The 23,537-nt window shown below is 61.5% G+C and carries 20 protein-coding genes and 1 riboswitch; of the genes, 13 read left to right on the top strand and 7 right to left on the bottom strand.

The features are described from left to right. The first annotated feature begins 33 nt into the window (after positions 1–33). From PspR76_RS02650 to PspR76_RS02660, 3 genes are read left to right on the top strand one after another with little or no spacing between them, the layout of a single operon-like run. A complete protein-coding gene (locus PspR76_RS02650) occupies positions 34–918 on the top strand; it encodes a DUF6625 family protein (protein ID WP_159953845.1) in 885 nt (294 codons plus the stop codon). After that, positions 915–2,069: a glycosyltransferase family 4 protein gene (locus tag PspR76_RS02655; protein WP_159953846.1), complete on the top strand. Its 1,155-nt coding sequence runs from the start codon at positions 915–917 to the stop codon at positions 2,067–2,069. The genes PspR76_RS02650 and PspR76_RS02655 overlap by 4 nt, the downstream gene beginning before the upstream one ends. Then, positions 2,066–2,950 carry a glycosyltransferase gene (locus PspR76_RS02660; RefSeq protein WP_159953847.1) on the top strand — a complete coding sequence of 295 codons (885 nt, stop codon included), beginning with the start codon at positions 2,066–2,068 and terminating at the stop codon, positions 2,948–2,950. Before PspR76_RS02655 ends, PspR76_RS02660 begins: the two co-directional genes overlap by 4 nt. 43 nt (positions 2,951–2,993) lie before the next feature. On the opposite strand, the gene PspR76_RS02665 is transcribed toward PspR76_RS02660, so the two are convergent. Further along, positions 2,994–4,850 (bottom strand): O-antigen ligase family protein, encoded by a 1,857-nt coding sequence (locus PspR76_RS02665; RefSeq protein WP_159953848.1) that lies wholly within the window; start codon positions 4,848–4,850, stop codon positions 2,994–2,996. A 158-nt stretch (positions 4,851–5,008) separates the two neighbouring features. Here PspR76_RS02665 and msbA point away from each other — a divergent pair, with 158 nt between their 5' ends. The 3 genes from msbA to PspR76_RS02680 all read left to right on the top strand — a co-directional run bounded on the left by msbA (position 5,009) and on the right by PspR76_RS02680 (position 9,384). Then, entirely contained in the window at positions 5,009–6,814 is a 1,806-nt protein-coding gene (gene msbA / locus PspR76_RS02670) for a lipid A export permease/ATP-binding protein MsbA (protein WP_159953849.1), read from the top strand. 217 nt (positions 6,815–7,031) lie between these two features. Further along, a complete protein-coding gene (hldE, locus tag PspR76_RS02675; protein ID WP_159953850.1) occupies positions 7,032–8,456 on the top strand; it encodes a bifunctional D-glycero-beta-D-manno-heptose-7-phosphate kinase/D-glycero-beta-D-manno-heptose 1-phosphate adenylyltransferase HldE in 1,425 nt (474 codons plus the stop codon). After that, positions 8,449–9,384 carry an NAD-dependent epimerase/dehydratase family protein gene (locus tag PspR76_RS02680; RefSeq protein WP_159953851.1) on the top strand — a complete coding sequence of 312 codons (936 nt, stop codon included), beginning with the start codon at positions 8,449–8,451 and terminating at the stop codon, positions 9,382–9,384. The genes hldE and PspR76_RS02680 overlap by 8 nt, the downstream gene beginning before the upstream one ends. 135 nt (positions 9,385–9,519) lie before the next feature. Here PspR76_RS02680 and PspR76_RS02685 read toward each other — a convergent pair whose 3' ends face one another. From PspR76_RS02685 to PspR76_RS02700, 4 genes are read right to left on the bottom strand one after another with little or no spacing between them, the layout of a single operon-like run. Beyond that, the gene (locus tag PspR76_RS02685) at positions 9,520–10,488 is read right to left on the bottom strand and encodes a metal ABC transporter ATPase (protein ID WP_159953852.1); all 969 of its coding nucleotides are present in this window, start codon (positions 10,486–10,488) and stop codon (positions 9,520–9,522) included. Between the two features lie 41 nt (positions 10,489–10,529). Next, entirely contained in the window at positions 10,530–11,342 is an 813-nt protein-coding gene (locus tag PspR76_RS02690) for an aldo/keto reductase (protein ID WP_159953853.1), read from the bottom strand. Beyond that, complete coding sequence (locus PspR76_RS02695; RefSeq protein WP_159953854.1) at positions 11,339–12,517, bottom strand: NAD(P)/FAD-dependent oxidoreductase; 1,179 nt, start codon at positions 12,515–12,517, stop codon at positions 11,339–11,341. The genes PspR76_RS02690 and PspR76_RS02695 overlap by 4 nt, the downstream gene beginning before the upstream one ends. Positions 12,518–12,572: 55 nt before the next feature. Beyond that, a complete protein-coding gene (locus tag PspR76_RS02700) occupies positions 12,573–12,908 on the bottom strand; it encodes a DMT family transporter (RefSeq protein ID WP_016972634.1) in 336 nt (111 codons plus the stop codon). Between the two features lie 102 nt (positions 12,909–13,010). On the opposite strand from PspR76_RS02700, the gene PspR76_RS02705 reads away from it, so the two are divergent. Both PspR76_RS02705 and waaA read left to right on the top strand, forming a co-directional pair. After that, positions 13,011–13,901 (top strand): LysR family transcriptional regulator, encoded by an 891-nt coding sequence (locus tag PspR76_RS02705; RefSeq protein WP_159953855.1) that lies wholly within the window; start codon positions 13,011–13,013, stop codon positions 13,899–13,901. A 23-nt stretch (positions 13,902–13,924) separates the two neighbouring features. Further along, on the top strand, positions 13,925–15,202 hold the full coding sequence (gene waaA, locus PspR76_RS02710; RefSeq protein WP_159953856.1) for a lipid IV(A) 3-deoxy-D-manno-octulosonic acid transferase: 1,278 nt from the start codon (positions 13,925–13,927) through the stop codon (positions 15,200–15,202). 126 nt (positions 15,203–15,328) lie between these two features. Here the strand turns inward: waaA and PspR76_RS02715 are convergent, their stop codons facing one another. Then, positions 15,329–16,768, bottom strand: a complete 1,440-nt coding sequence (locus PspR76_RS02715) for a TolC family outer membrane protein (protein ID WP_159953857.1) — start codon at positions 16,766–16,768, stop codon at positions 15,329–15,331. A gap of 197 nt (positions 16,769–16,965) precedes the next feature. Then, positions 16,966–17,071: riboswitch (TPP riboswitch) on the top strand. Between the two features lie 147 nt (positions 17,072–17,218). Between PspR76_RS02715 and thiC the strand changes: the two genes are divergently transcribed. Beyond that, on the top strand, positions 17,219–19,123 hold the full coding sequence (gene thiC / locus PspR76_RS02720) for a phosphomethylpyrimidine synthase ThiC (protein WP_159953858.1): 1,905 nt from the start codon (positions 17,219–17,221) through the stop codon (positions 19,121–19,123). A 135-nt stretch (positions 19,124–19,258) separates the two neighbouring features. After that, positions 19,259–20,548 (top strand): putative hydroxymethylpyrimidine transporter CytX, encoded by a 1,290-nt coding sequence (cytX, locus tag PspR76_RS02725; RefSeq protein WP_159953859.1) that lies wholly within the window; start codon positions 19,259–19,261, stop codon positions 20,546–20,548. Here cytX and PspR76_RS02730 read toward each other — a convergent pair. Beyond that, positions 20,517–21,263 carry an RsiV family protein gene (locus PspR76_RS02730; RefSeq protein WP_159953860.1) on the bottom strand — a complete coding sequence of 249 codons (747 nt, stop codon included), beginning with the start codon at positions 21,261–21,263 and terminating at the stop codon, positions 20,517–20,519. The genes cytX and PspR76_RS02730 overlap by 32 nt on opposite strands. A 193-nt stretch (positions 21,264–21,456) precedes the next feature. Here PspR76_RS02730 and PspR76_RS02735 point away from each other — a divergent pair, with 193 nt between their 5' ends. The 3 genes from PspR76_RS02735 (at position 21,457) to cpdA (ending at position 23,416) form a co-directional block, all read left to right on the top strand. Continuing rightward, on the top strand, positions 21,457–22,074 hold the full coding sequence (locus PspR76_RS02735; protein ID WP_159953861.1) for an NUDIX domain-containing protein: 618 nt from the start codon (positions 21,457–21,459) through the stop codon (positions 22,072–22,074). After that, positions 22,065–22,514, top strand: a complete 450-nt coding sequence (locus tag PspR76_RS02740; RefSeq protein ID WP_003209507.1) for a DUF1249 domain-containing protein — start codon at positions 22,065–22,067, stop codon at positions 22,512–22,514. Before PspR76_RS02735 ends, PspR76_RS02740 begins: the two co-directional genes overlap by 10 nt. A gap of 86 nt (positions 22,515–22,600) precedes the next feature. After that, on the top strand, positions 22,601–23,416 hold the full coding sequence (gene cpdA, locus PspR76_RS02745; RefSeq protein ID WP_159953862.1) for a 3',5'-cyclic-AMP phosphodiesterase: 816 nt from the start codon (positions 22,601–22,603) through the stop codon (positions 23,414–23,416). Positions 23,417–23,537 lie beyond the last annotated feature (121 nt).

Here is a 23,537-nt window from a genome sequence, read left to right on the forward strand (position 1 = left end):
GAGCGCTCCCGTAAAAATGACAGTGAGTCCCCAGTGATCAATCCATGCCCCCGCATCCTTTTCATCATTCCTTACTTTGGCCAATGGCCTTTCTGGATGCCGTTTTTTCTCGAAAGCTGCCGGCACAATGCGGATATTGACTGGCTGTTGTTCAGCGACTGCCCGATACCCGCCAACGTGCCCGACAATGTCAGGATTGAAAGCATCACCTTTGGCGATTACTGCGCGCTGGTCTCCCAGCGGCTGAAGATCAATTTCGCGCCTCAGGCGGCTTACAAACTGTGTGACATCAAGCCGGCGCTGGGGCATATCCATGTTGATCGCCTCGACGGCTACGACTTTTGGGCGTTTGGCGACCTGGACCTGATCTATGGCAACCTGCGCCGGTATTTCACCGCTGACCGCCTGGCGGGTTATGACTTGTTTTCGACCCATGAGCGTCGGGTCGCCGGCCATTTGTGCCTGATGCGTAACACCGCCAGAAAGCGCCAGGTGTTCATGCAGATCAAGGATTGGGAAGCACGTTTCACCGATCAGGAGCATCATGCGCTGGATGAAGGGGCGTTCAGCAGGATTTTCCTGTGGCGCAAGAACTTCCCGAAGCCGTTGTTCGATCTGGTCGGCAAACTCAACCCGTGGCGCCGTCGCAGTGAGTTCACCGAGGCGTTCAGTACGCCGGGTGGTGTGATCAAGTGGCACGACGGCACTGATCGTTTTCCGCACCAGTGGTTCTGGAACAACGGTCGCTTGACCAATGACAGGGATGGCGACCGGGAATTTCCGTATTTCCATTTTGTCTGCTGGAAGCGTAATCAATGGCCGCTGGTGCCACAGCCAAGTGCCGAGCACGTCGAGGCGCTGGCCGCCGAGACATCCTGGGTCGTTGATGCCACAGGATTCCATCGAGGAGAGTTATGAGTCGGCGTTTCAAGGTTCTGCAATTGCAGCCTGACTACAATGTTAAATCCCATGATTTTGCCGACCTGGCCGAACAGATCGTCAAGGCATTGCCTGCGGACCGCTATGAAGTCACCGCCGCGTTCCTGCGCGGTCGGCCTGCGCCGGGTGGCCCGGTGAGTCGCGCCGCCACCTCGGTCTACTTCGAGTTCTCCGACAAGTCGCTCAAGGGCTTGAGGCTGCGCGCCATGTGGCAGCTGTACAAGTTCTGCCGCCGGGAAAAGTTTGACGTCGTGGTGTGCAATCGCTTCAAGCCGGTCAACATGATGTTGCAACTGAACCGTTGGTTGAAGATTCCGCTGTGTATCGGCATCTCCCACGGCTTCGGTGAATATGACCGCCTGTACCGCCGCAAGCAGGCGCAGCGCTGGATCGACGCGCACTGGCGTTTTGTCGGTGTGTCGCCGGCGGTCAAGCAATACCTGCTGGACTGCAAGTGCGGGTTTACCGACAGCAATACCTTCGCCATTACCAATGCCATCGACATCGAGCAGGCCGAGGCCTTGCAGCATTCGCGTGAACGCGCGCGCGAGTTGCTGGGCATCGACCCTTCGGTGCGGTTGATCGGCGCCTTGGGCCGCCTCGTGCCGGTCAAAGGCCACACGTATTTACTGCAGGCGTTCGCTGCACTTAAAGACAAGTACCCCACGGCGCAGCTCGCCATCATTGGCGCGGGCCGTGAAGAGGCCAACCTGGCCGCTCAAATCCACAGCCTGGGCCTTGATGGGCGCGTGCACTTGTTGGGTTTCAAGGAAAACGCCCTGCAGTACGTGCGTGCCTTCGACATCTGGGCCATGCCGTCGCTGGCCGAAGGCCTTGGCCTGGCGCTGCTGGAAGGCATGAGTGGTCGCCTGCCGGTGATCGCCTCCAGCGTTCCGGCCATGCTGCCGCTGATTGAAGGCGCAGGCGGCCTGGCGGTAGAGCCGGCCAATGTGCCCGCGCTGACCCAGGCGCTGGACACCTACCTGGCGCTGTCCGACGAAGCGCTGGCGCAGAAGGGCGAGCAGGCCTACCAGTATTTGCAGGCGCAACACGACATTGAGGTGTTCCGCCAGGAATACCTGGAATTGATTGATTCGGGATTGGCTCAAGTGCGCGGGAACAATGTATGAACCAGAGTCAACCCTTGGTCACGGTGATCATTGCGTCTTACAACCATGCTCCGTACATCGAGCAAAGCATCCTCAGCGTCCTGAACCAGACGTACCCCAATATTGAACTGCTGGTGATTGACGACGGGTCCAAAGACGACAGCGTCGAGCGCATTCGTCGCTTGCAGGAGCAGCACAGCTTCGATTTTCGCGTGCAGCAGAACCAGGGGCTGACCAACACGCTCAATGGCGCGATTGCACGCTCCCAGGGCCCGCTGATCGTGCCGTTCGGCTCCGATGACATCATGTTGCCGGAGCGGATTGCGACCCAGGTGGCCTACATGGATGGCAAGCCGGAGGTCGGTATCTGCGCGGGTAACATCGAGCTGATCGATGCCCAGGGCGAGTTGTTTCCCGAGAAGCGCCAGCGTCGCGACGTGCCGTTTCGGCGCCTGGACTTCGACGACATGTTCCTGGAGCGCAAGCCTTACCCGCCTGCACCGACGCTGATGATCCGGCGCGAGGCGCTGGAAAAGGTCGGTGGGTTTGATCCTGAAATTCGTCTGGAAGATTTGCTGATCGAGTTGAAGATCACCCATGCCGGGTACTTCATTGATGGCTTGAACGTGGTCATGGCCCGCTATCGCAAGCACGCCACCAACTCGTACAAGAACCATCGATTCATGATCGACAATATCCTGCGCTCCTACGCGTTGTTCAGCGACCACCCGCTTTATGACGAGGTGCGTTACAAGTTCCTCAGCTCGATGTTCCTCAAGACCGCCAACCGTGATCGTAAGTTGGCGCGCGAGCTGCTGGCACAGATCCCGTTCCGGGCCTGGAACAAGAAAACCTGGCGCGGCTTGAGCCGGTTGTACTTCTCCCCGCTGGAAAAAGACTGACAGCGTTGTGTGCGCCCCGCCCTGGGGCGCACAACCTCGCGGATCAGGCGGCCGGGCGCGCCAGTGTCAGCACCTGCTCACGGAGTTTGACCGTGGCGTGTGCCGATGCAACGGACCCGTAGCCTTTGGCCAATTGCTCAAAGTGCGCTTCGAACAGCCAATTGCGGTCCTGCGGATAACGTTGCATGTGCTTCAAGTTGCGCTGGCGCAGCGTGTTGCGCAGTGCTGACGGGTAAATGCGCATGTCGGCCACATCGATCAGCCCGAACTCACCATCTTCCAGTAACAGCACATTGCCCAGATGCAGTGAGCGGAAGTACACCCCGCGTTCGTGCAACTGCGCCATGAATCGGCCGAACCGTTCGATCAGCGATTCGCGCAGGCTGCTGTCCAGGCTTTGCAAGGCTTGACGCAGCGTCAGCCCCGGCAGCGGCTGATAACGCACGGCGCTGCTGCCGTCGTGCAGGCTGTAGAGGTTGAGAATCGGCGGTGAAGCAATACCTGTTTGCTGCAGCTGTTCGCTGTTGCTGGCGAAGCGCTCCGAATAGGGATTAAACCGGCCCGAGGTGTACCAGCGGCGCGCCCTGAACAGTTTGAGGAAGCTGCCATCCTCCAGGCGCAGCACCTTCGGTCCCAAGCCATCTTCTTCGACGACGTGGGCGCCGTTGCACAGTGCTTCAAAGGCCTGTGGCTTGGGCATTTCCACTGGCCTGCGCAGCAGGCTGTGGCGGCGTTGGGCGATGCTCAGGCCGGCGATCAGCGCCAGCGGAATCCACAACAGGAACCAGTGCTCCTTGGGCCGCGACAGAATGCCACCGCCTTCGGTCAGGCCTGCGCCGATGCCGTAGGCCAGCAGCGAGGATGCCAGGATGAACAACGGCTGTGCCCGCTCCTTGAGCCCTTTGTACAAGCCCCAGCCGAGCATGCAGATCCATGGGATAAAGCCGATGATGCCGACGTAATACAGCACGCCAAGGGCGAAGTTGTGGGGTTCGCGCAGTTCGTAGCCATCGCCCAGGGTCAGGTACAGCTCAGAGTCGTAGCTGTGGCCGATGAAGGGGTGGTCGGCAATCCGCTGCAGCGTCATGCCCCACAATTCAAAGCGCAACGAGCTGCCGCGCTCGGTGATCGCCTCGGGATAGATCAACAGCAGCCCGGCAGCCCCCGCGACCATGGCGGCGATCAGCAGCGCAGAGCGTCGATTGCGGCTGATAAAGCTCATCCACAGGATGGTCAGTGTCAGCGCCACCAGCGGCGTGCGTGACCCGGTAGCCAGGATGGCAGCCGCCATGATCGCCAGTGCGGGCACGCTGAACCACAGCACCTGCAAGCGTCGGGTAGTCATGCAGACGTACAGCCAGTACACGCAGAAAAAGCCGAACATGTGCGAGCTGAGCAGCGGGTTATCGAGGGCGCCCAAGCCGCCGATCATGCGCATGCCCGGCTCGAAGCCTTTGACGAACGCCACCAGGTTGCACAGGCACACCACCAGCGCAATCGCGGCAGCACTGAAAAAGATCGGCTTGAACAGTTCGTTGCGGTAATGCAGCAGCAGCCCGCAGCCGGCAAACAGCATGAACGTTTGCAGCGGCACCTTGAACAGGTTGGAGTCGCCGGTAGGTTCCGGGCTCCACAACACGCTGGTCATTGCCCAGGCGCAAAACGCCACGAAGGCAATCACCAGCGGCTCACGCAACAACTCCTTGAGTTCTCGCGGGCGCAGACACAGCAACAGCAAGGTCGGCACGCTGAAGAAGCCGGAGTAGAACCGGTGCATGACATTGCGATTGGTGACGTAGAACAGCGAACTCAGCAGCAACAACAAGCCAATGGGCAAAATCCAGAGGACCAGGAAGTCGAAAACGCGATTTGAGCCATAGGTAAGGCGCTTGGAGTGCATACGATAAAGCCATTCCAGAAAGAGAAAGCCGACCATCTTAAAGTAGTGGCTATATAATGTCGCCGGCTGGATCCAACCGGGCCGGGGGTCATGCCGGGTGCAAGTACAACAGAGAAGCTGTGCTAAAGTCAGCCTCCTTTTTCAAAACGCCGCGTGATATGACCGACTCCAGTCCGAGCGCAAGCCCTTCGAGCTTGAAAATATACTTCCGCCTGCTCATGTACGTTAAGCCCTACGCCGGCTTGTTCGCGCTGAGTATCGTCGGATTTCTGATTTTCGCGTCGACCCAGCCCATGCTGGGGTACATCCTCAAGTACTTCGTCGACGGCCTATCCAACCCCGAAGCGGTGCTGTTCCCCAGCGTACCGTTCCTGCGTGACCTGCAATTGCTGCAAGCCGTGCCGTTGTTGATCATTCTGATCGCAGCCTGGCAGGGCCTGGGTTCGTTCCTGGGCAACTACTTGTTGGCCAAGGTCTCCCTGGGGCTGGTCCACGACCTGCGGGTGCAGCTGTTCAACAACCTGCTGACGCTGCCCAACCGCTACTTCGACAACCACAACTCCGGGCACCTGATTTCGCGCATCACCTTCAACGTGACCATGGTCACGGGGGCTGCGACCGATGCCATCAAGGTGGTGATCCGCGAAGGCATGACGGTGATCTTCCTGTTCGCCTCGCTGCTGTTCATGAACTGGCGCCTGACGCTGGTGATGATCGCCATCCTGCCGTTGATTGCGGTGATGGTCAGCACGGCCAGCAAGAAATTCCGCAAGCAGAGCAAAAAGATCCAGGTGGCCATGGGCGACGTGACGCACGTGGCCTCCGAAACCATCCAGGGTTACCGCGTGGTGCGCAGCTTCGGCGGCGAAGTCTACGAGGAGAAACGCTTCCTCAAGGCCAGCCAGGGCAACACCGACAAGCAACTGCGCATGACCCGCACCGGGGCGATCTACACCCCGTTGCTGCAACTGGTGATCTACACCGCCATGGCGGTGTTGATGTTCCTGGTGCTCTACCTGCGCGGTGACGCGTCGGCCGGTGACATGGTGGCTTACATCACCTTGGCTGGCTTGCTGCCCAAGCCGATCCGCCAATTGTCGGAAGTCAGCTCGACCATCCAGAAGGGTGTGGCCGGCGCTGAAAGCATTTTCGAACAGCTGGACGAAGAGCAGGAAGTCGACGGCGGCACCGTCGAGCGCGACAAGGTCAGTGGCCGCCTCGAAGTGCGCAACCTCAACTTCACCTACCCCGGCACCGAACGCCATGTGCTCAAGGACATCAGCTTTACCGCTGAGCCTGGGCAGATGATCGCCCTGGTGGGCCGTTCCGGCAGCGGCAAGTCGACGCTGGCCAGCCTGATTCCGCGTTTCTACCACCATGAAAGCGGCGACATCCTGCTCGACGGCGTAGAGATCGAAGACTACAAGCTGCTCAACCTGCGCAAGCACATTGCCCAGGTGACCCAGCACGTGACGTTGTTCAGCGACACGGTGACCAACAACATCGCCTATGGCGACCTGGCTGGCGCGCCACGGGCGGACGTTGAAGCAGCGGCGGCAGATGCCTACGCCAAGGACTTCATCGACCAGTTGCCCAAAGGCTTCGATACCCAGGTTGGCGAAAACGGCGTGCTGTTGTCCGGCGGCCAACGCCAGCGCCTGGCAATCGCCCGGGCCTTGCTGAAGAACGCGCCGCTGCTGATTCTCGACGAGGCCACCTCGGCCCTCGACACCGAATCGGAGCGGCACATTCAGGCGGCCCTGGACAAGGTCATGCAAGGGCGCACGACCCTGGTGATCGCGCACCGCCTGTCCACTATCGAGAAGGCCGACTTGATCCTGGTGATGGACGACGGTCGGATTGTCGAGCGCGGCACCCACGGCGAGCTGTTGGCGCAGAACGGCTATTACGCCCGCCTGCATGCCATGGGCCTGGATGCACCGGTCCCGGCCGACATCACCTAAAACCTTGTGGGAGCGGGCTTGCCCGCGATAGCGGAGTATCAGTCACCGAATGTTTCGACTGATTCACCGCCATCGCGGGCAAGCCCGCTCCCACAGGTGTTCCTCAGTGGATTCAATGGCAGGCCCGTCGCACTATCTTCTGTGCACACCCTCCACAAGCCTTCCATAACCCTGTGCTAATATCGCGCCCCTGTTCATTTTGTATGTGGGTTGCTCCATGAAGTTGTCCATGCCGCGATTCGATCAAGCCCCTGTCTTGGTGGTCGGCGATGTCATGCTCGACCGTTACTGGCATGGCGGAACCTCACGGATTTCCCCTGAGGCACCGGTGCCGGTCGTCAAGGTCGAGCAAATCGAAGACCGTCCAGGCGGCGCTGCCAACGTTGCCCTTAACATTGCCGCCCTCGGCGCCCCGGCCTCCCTGGTGGGTGTGACCGGCGACGACGAAGCCGCCGACAGCCTGGCCAACAGCCTGCGCGGCGCCGGCGTGCGCGCGCTGTTCCAGCGCATTGCCCATCAGCCGACCATCGTCAAGCTGCGGGTCATGAGCCGTCACCAGCAACTGCTGCGTATCGATTTTGAAGAACCCTTCGCCACCGACGCCTTGGCCCTCAGCGGCCAGGTCGACGCGTTGCTCGAAGGCATCAAGGTGCTGGTCTTGTCCGACTACGGCAAAGGCGCCTTGAAGAACCACCAGGAACTGATCAAGGCCGCCAAGGCCCGCAACATTCCGGTGCTGGCTGATCCCAAGGGCAAGGACTTCTCGATTTATCGAGGCGCCAGCCTGATCACGCCAAACCTCAGCGAGTTCGAAGCCATTGTCGGCGGTTGCGCCGATGAGCACGAACTGGTGACCAAGGGCGCCACGCTGATGGCCGATCTCGACCTGGGCGCCTTGCTGGTCACCCGTGGCGAGCACGGCATGACCCTGCTGCGCCCCGGCCACCCGGCGATGCACCTGCCGGCGCGTGCGCGGGAAGTGTTCGACGTGACAGGCGCCGGCGACACCGTGATTTCTACCCTGGCCGCCTCGATTGCAGCCGGTGAAGAGTTGCCCCACGCCGTGGCACTCGCCAATCTGGCGGCGGGCATCGTGGTTGGCAAGCTGGGTACTGCCGCCATCAGCGCGCCTGAGCTGCGCCGTGCGATCCAGCGCTCCGAAGGCTCCGAGCGCGGTGTGCTGACCATCGAGCAGTTGCTGCTGGCGATTGACGATGCGCGTGCTCACAACGAAAGCATTGTGTTCACCAATGGTTGCTTCGACATCCTGCATGCCGGGCACGTGACTTACCTGGAACAGGCGCGCGCCCAAGGCGACCGCCTGATCGTTGCCGTCAATGACGATGCTTCGGTCAGCCGCCTTAAAGGCCCGGGCCGTCCAATCAACAGTGTCGACCGGCGCATGGCCGTATTGGCGGGTTTGGGCGCTGTGGACTGGGTGATCAGCTTCTCTGAAGGCACCCCGGAAAACCTGCTGGCGCAAGTCAAGCCGGACGTATTGGTCAAGGGCGGCGACTACTCCGTCGACCAGGTCGTCGGTGCCGATATCGTCAGCGCCTACGGCGGCACGGTCAAAGTGCTGGGGCTGGTTGAAAACAGCTCGACCACGGCGATTGTCGAGAAGATTCGCAACAATGAGTAACGCTGATAAGTGGGTCCTGATCACCGGCGGCGCCGGCTTTATCGGTTCGCACCTGGTCGATGCCTTGCTCGCCAACGGCTATGCCGTGCGGGTGCTGGATGACCTGTCGACCGGCAAGCGCAGCAACTTGCCGCTGGATAACCCGCGCGTGCAGTTGATTGAAGGTGATGTGGCCGATGCCGAAAAGGTAGCGCAAGCCGCCGTTGGCGCAAGCGCCGTGGTGCACTTGGCAGCAGTGGCGTCGGTACAAGCCTCGGTGGACGACCCGGTGAGCACTCACCAGAGTAATTTCGTCGGCACCCTGAATGTCTGCGAGGCCATGCGCAAGGCGGGCGTCAAGCGTGTGGTGTACGCCTCCAGTGCGGCGGTGTATGGCAACAACGGCGAGGGCGATTCGATTGACGAAGCGACCACCAAGGCGCCGCTGACGCCCTATGCTTCCGACAAATTGGCCGGTGAGCACTACTTCGATTTCTACCGCCGCCAGCATGGCCTGGAGCCGGTGATCTTCCGCTTCTTCAATATCTTCGGGCCGCGCCAGGATCCGTCATCGCCGTATTCGGGGGTGATCAGCATCTTCAGTGAGCGCGTGCAGCAGGGCTTGCCGATTGCCGTGTTCGGTGACGGCGAGCAAACCCGTGATTTCATGTACGTGGAAGACTTGGTGGATGTGCTGGTGCAGGCCATCGAAGCGCCTGAAGCGCCACTGGGGGCGATCAACGTCGGCTGGAACCGCACCACCACGCTCAAGCAGGTGTTGCAGGCGTTGGAAGAAGTGGTCGGCCAGTTGCCGGCGATCACTTACGGGCCGGCGCGTTCGGGGGATATTCGGCATTCGCGGGCGAATAACCAGCGGCTCTTGGCGAGCTTCAAGTTGCCTGAACCGACCCCGTTGAAGGTCGGGCTGGAGCGGTTACTCAACGGCTGAGCCTTGTGATGATCGTTCCCACGCTCTGCGTGGGAACGCATCCTGTGACGCTCCGCGTCACATTGTGACATCAGGACGCGGAGCGTCCGGGGCGGCATTCCCACGCAGATCGTGGGAACGATCGATCGACGGGTGTCAGCGGCTGGCTTTTTTCTTCGGCACAATCTTGCGCAACATCTGCCGCGCCTTGCCGGTCAGGCGCTTGAGTTTCGACTCTTTCTCCGGTTCGGCCAGCCCTTGCTGCCGCAGCCAATCCTTCCAGCGAATCCGCTCATCGCGCACCAGCCAGCCTTCCTGCTGGGCAAAGCTCTCGGCCAGGTATAAGCCGCGGGTGCTGGCCGGATACAGCTGGTCTTTTTTCACCGTGTACAGCTCGGCCAACGGTTGCCCGTCTTTGAGCGGCATCAGGTACAGGTCGGGCCGCTGGCGGTCCAGGCGCGCCACTAACTGGTCTCCTTCAAGCCGCTCATCCACATGAAACAGGCTCAGGGACTTGGCTTCCTTCGGCACTTCCAAACGCAAGTCATAAATCAATTGCAGCGACGCGGTCGGCAGGTGCACGTAAGCCCGTGGGCGTTCGATCAGTTGCGTGGTCGCGCAGCGTACCGGGCGTGCGGCGCCCGACAGCGGGCTCAAGCGAAACGGCAGGGCTTCGCGGTAATGCAGGGCGGCGGAGTAGGGCGCCGGCAGCCAGGTGTCATTGAAGCGCCCGCCCAGCCAGCCTTCGGGCGTTTCCAGCAGGCACTCTTCGGCTATTTCCTGGATGGCGGTGTGCAGCGGCAGGTTCAGTTCGTGAGCCGGCACGTAGCCGGAGATCAGCTTGAGCACCACGTCGCCACGGTCCTGGCGACGCTGGCGCACCAGCACCCAATAATCCTTGTTTTGCCAATGCAGTGTCAGGCGCACCGACACGCCGAGGTTCGCCAGTTCCAGGGCGAAACGCTCGGGGTCTGCTACTTCCACCGGCTTGCGCCGCTGCAGGGTTTGGGCAAAGTTGAGCGGCATGCCCACGCTTTGGTAGCTCAGGCCTTCGGGTGTTGCTTCGACGTGCAGCGGCAGTGTTTTAAAGTTGCTGGGGTTTTTTCTAATAAGCGTTCGCGGCATGTCGGCTCCTTCTTGCGACGGGGTCGGCCGCGTGGGCGGCATCAGAGTTGACGAATGACCTTGGCAGCGGTCGCCACGTTATGGGCCAGGTGCAGCGGATTAATGGTCCCGACAATAGCACTGGCGACGCCCGTTTGCGCAAACAACAACATGAAACTGGCGTGAATTGGATCCATTCCTGGCTCCAAGCACACGTGGCCGCTGGCCAGGGCTTTTTTCACCAGGATGCCTTTGCCGTGAGCCGCTGCGTAATCAATGACGGCTTTTTCCGCTTGTTCGTTCAAATTGTAGGTGACCATGGCGCAATCGCCTTGTTCCAGAGCCTTCACGCCGCCTTCGACGGTTTTGCCGGAGAAGCCGTAGCCGCGAATCTTGCCCTCTTTTTTCAGCTCGGCCAGGGTCTGGTACACCTCGCAATCATTGAGGATATGCAGGTCATTGCCGTCGGAATGCACCAGCACCAGGTCGATAAAATCCGTTTCAAGTCGTTTCAAGCTGCGCTCGATCGACATCCGCGTATGGGCGGCGCTGAAGTCGTGCCGGGACACGCCATCGGCAAACTCTTCACCGACCTTGCTGACGATCACCCAATCCTTGCGCTGATCGCGCAGCAGTGGCCCCAGGCGTTCTTCGCTGCGGCCATACGCCGGGGCTGTGTCGATCAGGTTGATGCCCAACTGGCGGGCCTGGCGCAGCAACATCCGTGCTTCGTCGTCGCCGGGAATCTGGAAACCGTTGGGGTATTTCACGCCTTGGTCGCGACCGAGCTTGACGGTGCCCAGGCCCAGCGGCGAGACCATCAGGCCGGTGCTGCCCAGCGGGCGATGCAGGTCATGCAGAGTGGGCAGGCTCATGGCAACAGTTGCTCCCAGGCAGGTTGGCCAATGGCCGGTTTTGGCAGGTCGGGCAGGGCTTCGCTGTTGGCGCTCGGGCGGATGCCGTCGCGTTCCAGCGCGCTGAGCACGCGGTCGGCGAAGTCCGGCGCCAGGGCCAGTTTGGTCGGCCAGCCGACTAACAGGCGGCCCTGTTCGGCGAGGAAAGCGTTGTCGGGGCGGCTCAGGCCCGATTGCAGCGGCTCGGCACGGTCGACGCGCAGGGTGGCCCACTGGGTCTGGCTCATGTCGATCCACGGCAGTAATTGCGCCAGCTCTTTTTGCGCGGTGGCGATCTGTTCTTCAGGCGTGCGCGCCACGCCGTCCGCCTCGGCAATGTCGCCGCCCATGTACCACACCCAATTGCCATCGGCGGCCGGGTGCGTGGTGATGGTGAGGCGCGGCTTGGTGCCGCCGCTCAGGCAGTGGGCGTACAACGGCTTCAGGCCCGGGCCTTTGGCGATGATCATGTGCAGCGGGCGCTTTTGCATGGCCGGCTGGCTCAGGCCCAGGGCGCTGAGCAGGTCAGCTGTGCCGCCACCGGCACTCAGCACGATGCGCTGGGCGCGGATCTCGCGGCCATCCACCTTCAAGCCCACCAGCGTGTCGCCTTCCAGCAGCGGTTCGATGTGTTGCCCGGCGAGCAAGCCGTCACCGGCCAGTTGCGCCAGGCGTTCGATCAGGCTGGGCACATCGATGACCAGCTCTGCCAGGCGATAGACCTTGCCCTTGAAGCGACGGTCTTGCAGGGCAGGCGGCAATTCATCGCCCTTGACCTGATCGACACGGCCGCGCACGGCCTTGCTGGCGAAAAAGCTGGTGAGGTTGCCGGCGATGGTGCCGGGCGACCACAGGTAATGGGCTTCAGACAGCAAGCGCACACCGGACAGGTCCAGCTCGCCGTTACCGGCCAGGGCTTCGCGCCAGCGGCGCGGCATATCGGCAATCGCTTCGGAAGCGCCGGTGAGGGCGCCGTGCAGGGCGTATTTCGCACCGCCGTGAATAATCCCCTGGGACTTCACGCTTTGCCCGCCACCCAAGGTGGCGCTTTCCACCACCACCGTGGAAAACCCCTGGCTGCGCAGGCGCGCATTGAGCCAGAGGCCGGCAACCCCGGCGCCGACAATCAGAACGTCGGTGGAAATAACGGATGGCATGGGCGACCTCAGTGTTCAAGACAAGAGGCGCAGTATACAGGCTGTTGAGCGCCGATCAGTGCCCGGCGGTTTTCGAGAACAGCTGAATCACCACCACGCCCAGCACAATCAGGCCCATGCCCAGCATCGCCGGTACATCCAGTTTCTGGCCGTAGATAAACAGCGCGGCGACGCTGACCATCACAATCCCAAGCCCCGCCCAGACCGCATAGGCCACGCCCACCGGCACGGTGCGCACCACCAGCGTGAGCATCCAGAACGCGACGCCATAACCCACAATCATCAGCAGCAGCGGGATCGGCGTGCTCAAGCCCTTGACCGCTTTCATGGACACGGTCGCGATCACTTCCGAGCAAATGGCAATGGCCAGGTAAACATAGGCGATATTCATGGGGTAATCCTCGGTGTGGGCGTGCTTGATAAGGTCGGCATTCTAACGCCTGGAAAGATGGGGTAAAGTCATTACCTATCCGATTTAAAGATGGGTTGAGCCATGAGCGTGCAGTGGAACCTGGAACAGATGCGCCTGTTTGTGAGTGTCGCCGAGCAGCGTTCGTTTTCGGCGGTGGCGCGCGACCAGCGCAAGGCGCAATCGGCGGTGAGCAATGGCATTGCCTTGCTTGAGGCTGACCTTGGGCTGAGCCTGTTTGACCGTAGCAGTGGCCGCCAGCCGCGCCTGACCGAAGCCGGCAGCGTGCTGCTGGAAGAAGCGCGCGAGGTGCTGCGCCAGTGTGAGCGGCTCAATGGCCGCGCGCTGTCACTGACGCGCGGCGAAGAAGCCTGCCTGCGTCTGGCCCAGGACGAAGCCATGTTGTTCCAGCCAGTGCTCGACAGCCTCGAAGCGCTGGCCGGGCAATACCCGCTGCTGGAGGTGCAGTTGTCCAGTGCCGCCCAGGGCGATGTGGCGCGCAAGTTGGTCGAGCGCAAAGCCGACCTGGGCCTGTTGTTCTATCACGACCAAATCCCCGAAGCCCTTGAGCGGCGCGTGGTCGGCAGTGTGGAAATGGTCACGGTGTGCGGTGTGAACCATCCGCTGGCCAAGGAAAAGTACGTGACCTGCCAGCACCTCGCGCAGTTTCGCCAGCTGTTGATGTCGACCCAGACCAGCGTCTACCCCGGCAGCGAAGCCGCAAGCCCGCTGGTGTGGCGTGCCGACAGTTTCTACGTGTTGGCCGAATGGCTGATGAGCGGCCTGGGCTGGGCCTGGCTGCCACGGCACATCGTGCAGTACCCGACCTATCAACAACAAATGGTGGAACTGGACAGCGAATGGACGCCGCCCGCATTGGTGGTGGAGCTGGTCTGGCGTCGCGACGAACACCTCGGCCCTGCCGCGCGCTTCCTGGCCGAGCGATTTGCCGAGTGCTTGCAGGCGATCGACTGAAAAAGCCGATAAACTCCGCCGCCATGAATAGAACTCTCTACAGCTGTCTGTTTTACCTGGCGCTGCCGTTGGTGGCTTTACGTCTGTGGCTGCGTGCGCGCAAGGCGCCGGCCTATGCCCAGCGCATTGGCGAGCGTTTCTCCTACGGCCTGCCGGTGATGCAACCGGGCGGGATCTGGGTGCACGCCGTGTCGGTGGGCGAAAGCATCGCCGCCGCGCCAATGATTCGCGGGCTGCTGGCGCGGCATCCGACGTTGCCGATCACCGTCACCTGCATGACGCCGACCGGCTCCGAACGCATCCAGGCGCTGTTCGCCAATGAGCCGCGCATTCAGCATTGCTACCTGCCCTACGACTTGCCGTGCGCGGCCAGGCGTTTTCTTGATCGCGTACAGCCCAGGCTGGCGGTGATCATGGAAACCGAACTGTGGCCCAACCACATTCACGCCTGTGCTCAGCGCGGTATTCCGGTGGCGCTGGCCAATGCGCGGCTGTCGGCGCGTTCGGCCAAAGGTTACGCACGCTTTGCCAAGCTGACGGCGCCGATGCTGGCGCAAATGAGCCTGTTCGCGGTGCAGACGCATACCGAAGCCCAGCGTTTCCTCAGCCTGGGCGCGCGTGCGGAAACCGTCGAAGTCACCGGCTCGATCAAGTTCGACCTGACCATCGACCCAGAGCTTCCCGTGCGGGCAGCGGCCTTGCGTGAGCAATGGGGCGCCAGCGAGCGCCCGGTATGGATCGCGGCCAGCACCCATGAAGGCGAAGACGACGTGGTACTGGCTGCGCATCGCCAACTGCTCGAAAGCTATCCCAATGCATTGTTGATTCTGGTGCCGCGTCACCAGGAACGCTTCGGCCCGATGTTTGAGTTATGCGAGCAACAAGGATTCACCACGGTGCGTCGCTCCAGTGGCGAGCCCGTGACGGCGCAAACTTCGGTGTTGCTCGGCGACACCATGGGCGAGTTGCTGTTTCTCTATGCCTTGGCCGACAGCGCGTTTGTCGGCGGCAGCCTGGTGCCGACTGGCGGGCATAACCCGTTGGAGCCGGCAGCGCTGGCTAAGCCTGTGATCATGGGGCCGCACCTGTTCAACTTCCTCGAAATCAGCGCGATGATGCGCGACGCCGGGGCGCTGCGTGAGGTGGATGACGCCGAGGGTTTGGCCGAAGCCGTGCGGCAACTGTTCGAGCTGCCGCAGGATGCGCGCAAGATGGCGCAGGCGGGGCTTGCGGTGATGCAGGCCAACCAGGGCGCGCTGAAGCGTTTGCTGGATGGCTTGGACAGGCTGATTCAGCGCTGATCCAAATGTGGGAGCGGGCTTGTGTGGGAGCTGGCTTGCCTGCGATAGCATCACCTCGGTGTATCAGCAGTACCGAGGTGTCTGCATCGCAGGCAAGCCAGCTCCCACATTGGTTTTGTAGTGTGCTTAGTATCCCGGGCGAGCTTTAAGCTGCTCGGCCGCAGCTTTGGCCAAATCCGGCGGCAGGAAGTCCTTGTCCGGATTGTAGTCAGCCTTGAGGTAGCGCGACAAGTCCTGCAAATCCCCTGGGTTGAGCGTGCCCGCCGCCTGCTTCAAGCGCAGGTTGTCGAGGATGTAGTCGTAGCGGCTGTTGTTGTAGTTGCGCACCGACGAGTAAAGCTGGCGCTGTGCATCGAGCACGTCGACGATGTTGCGCGTACCCACCTGATAACCGATTTCCGTGGCTTCGACCGCGCTCTGGTTCGAGATGATCGACTGGCGGCGTGCCTGTACCTGCTCCACATCGGTGTTGACCGCGCGGTGCAGGTTGCGGGTGTTTTCCACCACCTGGCGGCGCAGGCCTTCGCGTTGCTGCTCGCTCTGGTCCAGGCGCGAGTAGGATTCGCGCACTTGCGAGCTGGTGAGGCCGCCGCTGTAGATCGGGATGTTCAGGCGCAGGCCGATGGTGCGTTGCGACACATCACCGCCGTAAGGAATCGGCAGTTGGTTCGGGTTGCTGAAGCCCAGCGCGTCGTTGTCACCCTTTTCGTATTGCGCCACAGCGTCGAGGGTCGGCAAGTGGCCGGCCTTGCGCTGGCGCAGGGTTTCTTCGGCGGCGGTGACGGCGTAGTTGCTGGCCAGCAGGTTGAGGTTCTGGCGGCCGGCGGTTTCGACCCAGGCCTTGGCGTCATTCGGCGCCGGCGGCAGCACCGGCAGCGTGTGCACGATGCTCTGGATCGCGTTGTAGTCGCGGTTGGTCAGGGTGATCAGCGCTTCAAAGGCGTCGTCGACCTGGCGCTGGGCGACGATGCGGTTGGCGCGGGCGGTGTCGTAGCTGGCCTGGGATTGCAGCACGTCGGTCTTGTCCGACAGGCCCACATCAAAGCGTTCGTTGGACTGGTCGAGCTGGCGCTTGAAGGCATTTTCTTCGGCCTTGGTCGAGGCCAGGTTGTCCTGGGCGCGCAGCACGGCGAAGTAGTTTTCGGCGCTTTGCAGGATCAGGTTCTGCTCGGTGGCCGACAGTTGCAGCGAGGCCTGCTCGTTGACGGCTTCGGCGGCTTGCAGCTGGAACCAGCGATCGGCGCGGAACAGCGGCTGGCTCAGGGTCGCACGCCAGGAGTGGGCGTCACGGTTGACGGTGGCCGCCGGTTGGTCGATCTGGGTACGCACGTTATTGCTGTCGGCACCGGCCGACAGGTTCGGCAGCAAGCCGGCACGCGCCTGGGGCACCACTTCTTTCTGCGCGCCGTATTGGGCGCGGGCGGCGGCCAGGTCGGCGTTGTTGTTCACCGCTTCCTGGTAGACGCTGACCAAATCGGTTTTGGCGGACAAGGGCGCTTCAGCTGCCCAGACCATTCCATTGGTCGCACAAGACACGGCAAGAGCCAGTGAGAGTTTGCGCAGCATGAGGCGATCCCTAGTGTGAATATTACGGCGATAATTTAGCGCCCAAGGCTAAGGCGGGCCATTTCTGGCGTCAAGCCATTGTGGCGGCAACCGAGTGTAGTGTTGCTGACCCGGCGCAACAATCCCGCAATCACGCCATTCATCACGCTGAATGCACCGCTATTGGCAATTTGCCCACGCCATGGTCTAGACTGGCCGCGTTCTTGTCGGGGTGCCTTGTTGGAAGGCTGAGATCGGTAAATACCGGATCCCGTTGAACCTGATCAGGTTAGCGCCTGCGTAGGGAACAAGATTTCTCGTCACCCGGCGAGTCCTCTTGTGCTTCGTCCGGGATGTTGTTCGACAATCGAACAGCCCTCGTGCGTCAGCACAGCACTGGTTTCAGTGCGTCCATCCGTCACAGGTTCGCTCCGACAAAAATCCACCGCCTGGATAGTTGGAGAGCCCGTGATGAACGCAGAAATAAAAAGTACAAAACCGAAAAACACTGTGCACCTGAGTGAATCGGCCAAGGTCGACTCCGGTTCCGTGCAGCCGTTTACCCGCTCGCAAAAAATCTACGTACCCGGCACTCGCCCGGACATTCGCGTGCCAATGCGTGAAATCAGCCTGGACGTGACCCCCACCGATTTCGGCGGTGAAATCAACGCGCCCGTGGTGGTCTACGACACCTCCGGCCCCTACACCGACCCAAACGTCACCATCGACGTGCGCAAAGGCCTGGGCGATGTGCGCTCGCCGTGGATCGAGTCGCGCGGCGACACCGAGCGCCTGTCCGGCCTGAGTTCGCACTTCGGCCAGCAGCGCCTCAGCGATGCTGAACTGACCGCGCTGCGTTTTGCCCACGTGAAGAACCCGCGCCGCGCCAAGGCTGGCGCCAACGTCACGCAGATGCACTACGCGCGCAAAGGCATCATCACCGCTGAGATGGAGTACGTCGCCATCCGCGAAAACATGAAGCTCGAAGAAGCCCGCGCCAGCGGTCTGCTTGACCAGCAACACGCCGGCCACAGCTTCGGCGCCAGCGTGCCGAAAATCATCACACCGGAATTTGTCCGCGAAGAAATCGCCCGTGGCCGCGCGATCATCCCGGCCAACATCAACCACACCGAACTGGAACCGATGATCATCGGCCGTAACTTCCTGGTGAAGATCAACGGCAACATCGGCAACAGCGCCCTGGGTTCGTCCATCGAAGAAGAAGTGGCGAAACTCACCTGGGGCATTCGCTGGGGTTCGGACACGGTGATGGACTTGTCCACCGGCAAGCACATCCACGAAACCCGCGAGTGGATCATCCGCAACTCGCCGGTGCCGATTGGTACGGTGCCGATCTACCAGGCCCTGGAAAAAGTTGGCGGCGCCGCTGAAGACCTGACCTGGGAGCTGTTCCGCGACACGCTGATCGAACAGGCCGAGCAGGGCGTCGACTACTTCACCATCCACGCGGGCGTGTTGCTGCGTTATGTGCCGCTGACCGCCAAGCGCGTCACCGGCATCGTTTCCCGTGGCGGCTCGATCATGGCCAAGTGGTGCCTGGCGCACCACAAAGAGAACTTCACCTACACGCATTTCGACGAAATCTGCGAAATCATGAAGGCCTATGACGTCAGCTTCTCCCTCGGCGACGGCTTGCGCCCGGGGTCGATTGCCGACGCCAACGACGCCGCGCAATTCGGTGAGTTGGAAACCCTCGGCGAGCTGACCAAGATCGCCTGGAAGCACGACGTGCAAACCATGATCGAAGGCCCCGGCCACGTGCCGATGCAGTTGATCAAAGAGAACATGGACAAGCAACTGGAGTGCTGTGACGAGGCACCGTTCTACACCCTCGGCCCGCTGACCACCGACATTGCGCCGGGCTACGACCACATCACGTCCGGTATCGGCGCGGCGATGATCGGCTGGTTCGGTTGCGCCATGCTCTGCTACGTCACGCCAAAGGAACACCTGGGCTTGCCGAACAAGGATGACGTGAAGACCGGGATCATCACCTACAAGATCGCCGCCCACGCAGCGGACCTGGCCAAGGGGCACCCCGGCGCGCAGATTCGCGACAACGCCTTGAGCAAGGCGCGCTTCGAGTTCCGCTGGGAAGACCAGTTCAACCTCGGCCTGGACCCGGACACTGCGCGTTCCTATCACGACGAAACCTTGCCGAAAGACTCGGCCAAGGTCGCGCATTTCTGCTCGATGTGCGGGCCGAAATTCTGCTCGATGAAAATCACCCAGGAAGTGCGTGAATACGCCGCCAACCAGCGCATTGAAGCGGTGGATGTGGACGTGGCCAAGGGCTTGGCCGAGCAGGCGGAGCGGTTCAAGCAGGAAGGCAGCCAGCTGTACAAAAAGGTCTGACCCCGATGATCGTTCCCACGCTCTGCGTGGGAATGCATCCCGTGACGCTCTGCGTCACAAAGGCGGACGCAGAGCGTCCATAGCGGCATTCCCACGCAGAGCGTGGGAACGATCAGCCCCTCAGAGATAACACCCTTGAGCATTCAACCGAGTACCTACTCTCCCGATATCGCAGTGCCGAGCGACAAACGCGTCTTCGGCGCCCGCGACCTGTTTTCCCTGTGGTTCTCCCTCGGCATCGGCCTGATGGTCCTGCAAACCGGCGCCTTGCTTGCGCCGGGCCTGGGTTTGTCCGGTTCGTTGCTGGCGATTTTCCTCGGCACGCTGGTGGGCGTTTTGCTGCTGGCCGCCGTCGGCGTGATCGGCAGCGACACCGGCCTGTCCGCCATGGCTGCGCTCAAACTCAGCCTCGGCGCCAAAGGCGCAAGCCTGCCGGCGTTGCTGAACCTGCTGCAGCTGATCGGCTGGGGCTCGTTCGAAATCATCGTGATGCGCGACGCCGCCAGCCTGCTGGGCACGCGAGCATTCAGCGAAGGCAGCCTGTTGGCCAGCCCGTTGCTGTGGACAGTGTTTTTCGGTGGTTTGGCAACGTTGCTCGCCGTCAGCGGCCCACTGACGTTCGTGCGGCAAATCCTGCGCAAGTGGGGCATCTGGCTGCTGCTCGCCGCCTGCCTGTGGCTGACCTGGAACCTGTTCGCCAAGGCTGACCTCGCCACGCTGTGGGCCAAGTCCGGCGACGGCTCGATGCCGTTTGCAGTGGGTTTCGATATCGCCATCGCCATGCCGTTGTCGTGGCTGCCGCTGATCGCCGACTACTCGCGGTTCGGCAAGCGTGCCAAAAGCGTGTTCGGCGGCACGGCGCTGGGCTTCTTTATCGGTAATTTCTGGCTGATGAGCCTGGGCGTGGCCTACACCCTGGCGTTCGCACCAAGCGGTGAAGTGAATGCGCTGTTGCTGGCGCTGGCCGGTGCCGGCCTGGGCATTCCGCTACTGCTGATCCTGCTGGACGAGTCGGAAAACGCCTTTGCCGATATTCACTCGGCGGCGGTGTCCAGTGGGATCTTGCTGCGCTTGAAAGTCGAGCACCTGGCCTTGGCCATTGGTGTGATCTGCACCTTGATCGCCTGCTTTGCACCGCTGGCGCAGTACCAGAACTTCCTGTTGCTGATTGGCTCGGTGTTTGCGCCATTGTTTGGCGTGGTGCTGGTGGATCATTTCATCCTGCGCCGGCGTGGCCAGGGCGCGGTTGCCGCTTTGCATTGGCCGGCGCTGGTGGCCTGGCTGGGCGGCATCGCCACGTATCACCTGCTCGCCAACCTGTATCCGGATGTCGGCGCAACCCTGCCGGCATTGCTGCTGGCAGGGCTGTTGCAGTTGATCCTGGGGCGGGCCGTCAGTGGCGCGCGGGCATCAGCTCAGGCTTGAGCACGCCGGTGAGGCGCGCATAGGGGATGGTCATTTCGATTAGCCCCAATGCGTACGGGCCGATGGTGGCCACGTTGTACTTGAGCACCACGCCGGCGCTTGTCAGGGCCACGTTCGGGGTTTTCTGGAACGGCCAGTTCTTCACGAACTCGGGGTCACGGTCCATTTGCGAGTTGATCAGCCAGCTGTTGTGGGCGACTTTCGCGGTGTTCCAGAACGCTTGTTCCTGGCCCGGCAGCAACATGTCGGTCAGGCTCAGCTCTTTGTGCAGCAAGCGTGAATAGTTGATGAAACCACGGCCGGGCTCGCCGTGGGCGGCGCCGGTGTCCAGGTAGCTGGACACTTCAATGATCACCAGTCCGTCATGCTGGTCACGTACCTTGGCCTGCAAGTACATGCTGTTGCGGTCTGGCGACTCGCGCAGGAACTTGTCCCGATAGGCATTCAGCGTCGGCGGCACGCTGGCGCCGGGCGTGGTGCGGGTCATTTGCAGCAGGCGTTGTTCCACAATCGTGTCGAGTTGCGGCTCGCTGGGGAAATGCACGGTGTCGATGTTCACCAGCGGGCAATCCGGGCTGTCACAGCCGGGCTTTATCTGTTCCGAGGCGTCCGGTTTGGCGTCCAGCGGCTTCAGGTAGCTGGGCTGGAACAGGCTTTGGCAGGCACCCAGGGTCAAGGCGATACAGGCCACGGAGGCGATTTTTAAAAGCGACATGTGTGTCCTTCGGAAATCGATGGAAAGCGAAAAGAGTGGAGCTTCGACTACCGACAAGGCAGTCAGTTCGCCACTAAGCTTATTAGAGTGAGTTTGACGCCCGCCGTCTATCCCGGCAACTGCAAAGGGGCTGCACCAACCGGCATGGGCGCGTTAGGATGGCGCGAATCGCACGGCCTTAACGAGGAAGAATATGACGGACATTGCCAAATCGACGCCGAACAAAATCGAAATTGTTCAGCGCGACAATGCCTACAAGGGCTTCTACAAGCTCGATCGCGTGCAGCTGCGCCACGAAAAATTCGATGGCGGCATGAGCCGGGTGATCAACCGTGAAGTCTTCGTGCGTCATGACGCCGTGTGCGTGCTGCCTTACGACCCGCAGCGCGATGAAGTGGTGCTGATCGAGCAGTTTCGTGTCGGCGCCATGGGCCGCACCGATAACCCGTGGCTGGTGGAAATGGTCGCCGGCCTGATCGACAAGGATGAAGAACCGGAGGAGGTTGCACACCGCGAAGCCGAGGAGGAAGCTGGGCTGACGTTCTCTGCGCTGTGGCCGATCACCAAATATTTTCCGTCGCCCGGTGGCAGTACTGAATTCGTGCACTTGTACCTTGGCCGTTGCGACAGCTCGGGGGCCGGTGGCGTCCATGGACTGGAAGAAGAGGCAGAAGATATCCGCGTCACCACCTGGGCGTTCGAAGATGCCCTGCAAGCGGTGCGTGACGGCAAAATTTCCAACGCAGCCAGCATCATCGCCCTGCAATGGCTTGCGCTTAATCGCGCGGAAGTGAGGGGGTTATGGCAGTAAAGGCACGGGAACGTTATCGAGTCGACCTGATCGGGCTGCAAGCCGCCTGCGAGGCCAACTATGCGCGGCTGATGCGCTTGCTTCCCGACATGCGCCACACGCCCGAGGCGCGGCGCATTGCCGTGACCCACGGCGACCAGATGCTCGGCGTGCTGACCCTTGAGGTCATCGTCAACTGCCCGTACACCACCACTTTGCGTGTGCGCCAGGAACACAGCCTGCCGTGGCTGCCGGTGCCGCAGCTGGAAGTGCAGGTGTATCACGATGCGCGCATGGCCGAAGTGATCAGCGCCGAACATGCGCGACGCTTTCGCAGCATCTATCCTTACCCGAATGTGTTCATGCACCAGCCCGATGAGAAAGCACAGCTCAATGTGTTCCTCGGTGAATGGTTGAGCCACTGCCTGGCCCTGGGGCATGAGTTTGAAGTCGTGCGGTAGATGTGAACTGCGTCTTTCCTCTTTGTGTCCTGCCCTAGCATAATCACGCCACACATCCATTCCTGTGATTGCCTTGGGAGAGCGCCTTGCCGAGCGTATCCACTGTGAACCCTGACGCGTCGGCGCTGCTGGTGCAGCTGTCCGACAGCCACCTGTTTGCCGAGGCCGACGGCGCGCTGCTGGGCATGAACACCCGCGAGAGCCTGCAGCGGGTGATCGCGTTGGTGCGCGAGCAGCAGCCGCAGATCGATTTGGTGCTGGCCACGGGGGATTTATCCCAGGACGGCACGCTTGAGTCCTATCAACAGTTTCGCGAGCTGACCCGGCAGATCGATGCCCCGGCGCGCTGGATCCCCGGTAATCACGACGAGCCTCAGATCATGGCCCACGCCGCCGAGCACAGTGATTTGCTTGAGCCGGTGGTCGACATCGGCAATTGGCGAGTGACCCTGCTCGACTCTGCCGTGCCCGGTTCGGTGCCGGGTTACTTGCAAGACCAGCAACTGCAATTGCTCGCTCAAGCCTTGAGCGAAGCGCCGAGCCGCCACCATCTGGTGTGCTTTCACCACCATCCGGTGCCTATCGGCTGTGCGTGGATGGAGCCCATCGGCCTGCGCAACCCCGACGCCTTGTTTGCCGTGTTCGACCGCTTTCCGCAGGTCAAGGCGGTGCTTTGGGGCCATGTGCACCAGGAAATCGACCGCGAGCGCAATGGCGTACGCCTGCTGGCGTCGCCGTCGACGTGCATCCAGTTCGCGCCGGGCAGTGAGGACTTCAAGGTCAGCGATCAAGCGCCGGGTTACCGCTGGCTGCGCCTGCATGCCGACGGACGGTTGGAGACCGGGGTAGAGCGGGTTGAAGGTTTCGCGTTTACCATCGATTACGGCAGCAACGGCTACTAACCGCTGCAAACACTGGTTAAAAGTGTGGGAGCTGGCTTGCCTGCGATAGCGCTACACCGGTTGATAAATGTGTGACTGATACACCGTCATCGCAGGCAAGCCAGCTCCCACAGTGGATCTT

Source organism: Pseudomonas sp. R76, assembly GCF_009834565.1.
Lineage (GTDB): Bacteria > Pseudomonadota > Gammaproteobacteria > Pseudomonadales > Pseudomonadaceae > Aquipseudomonas.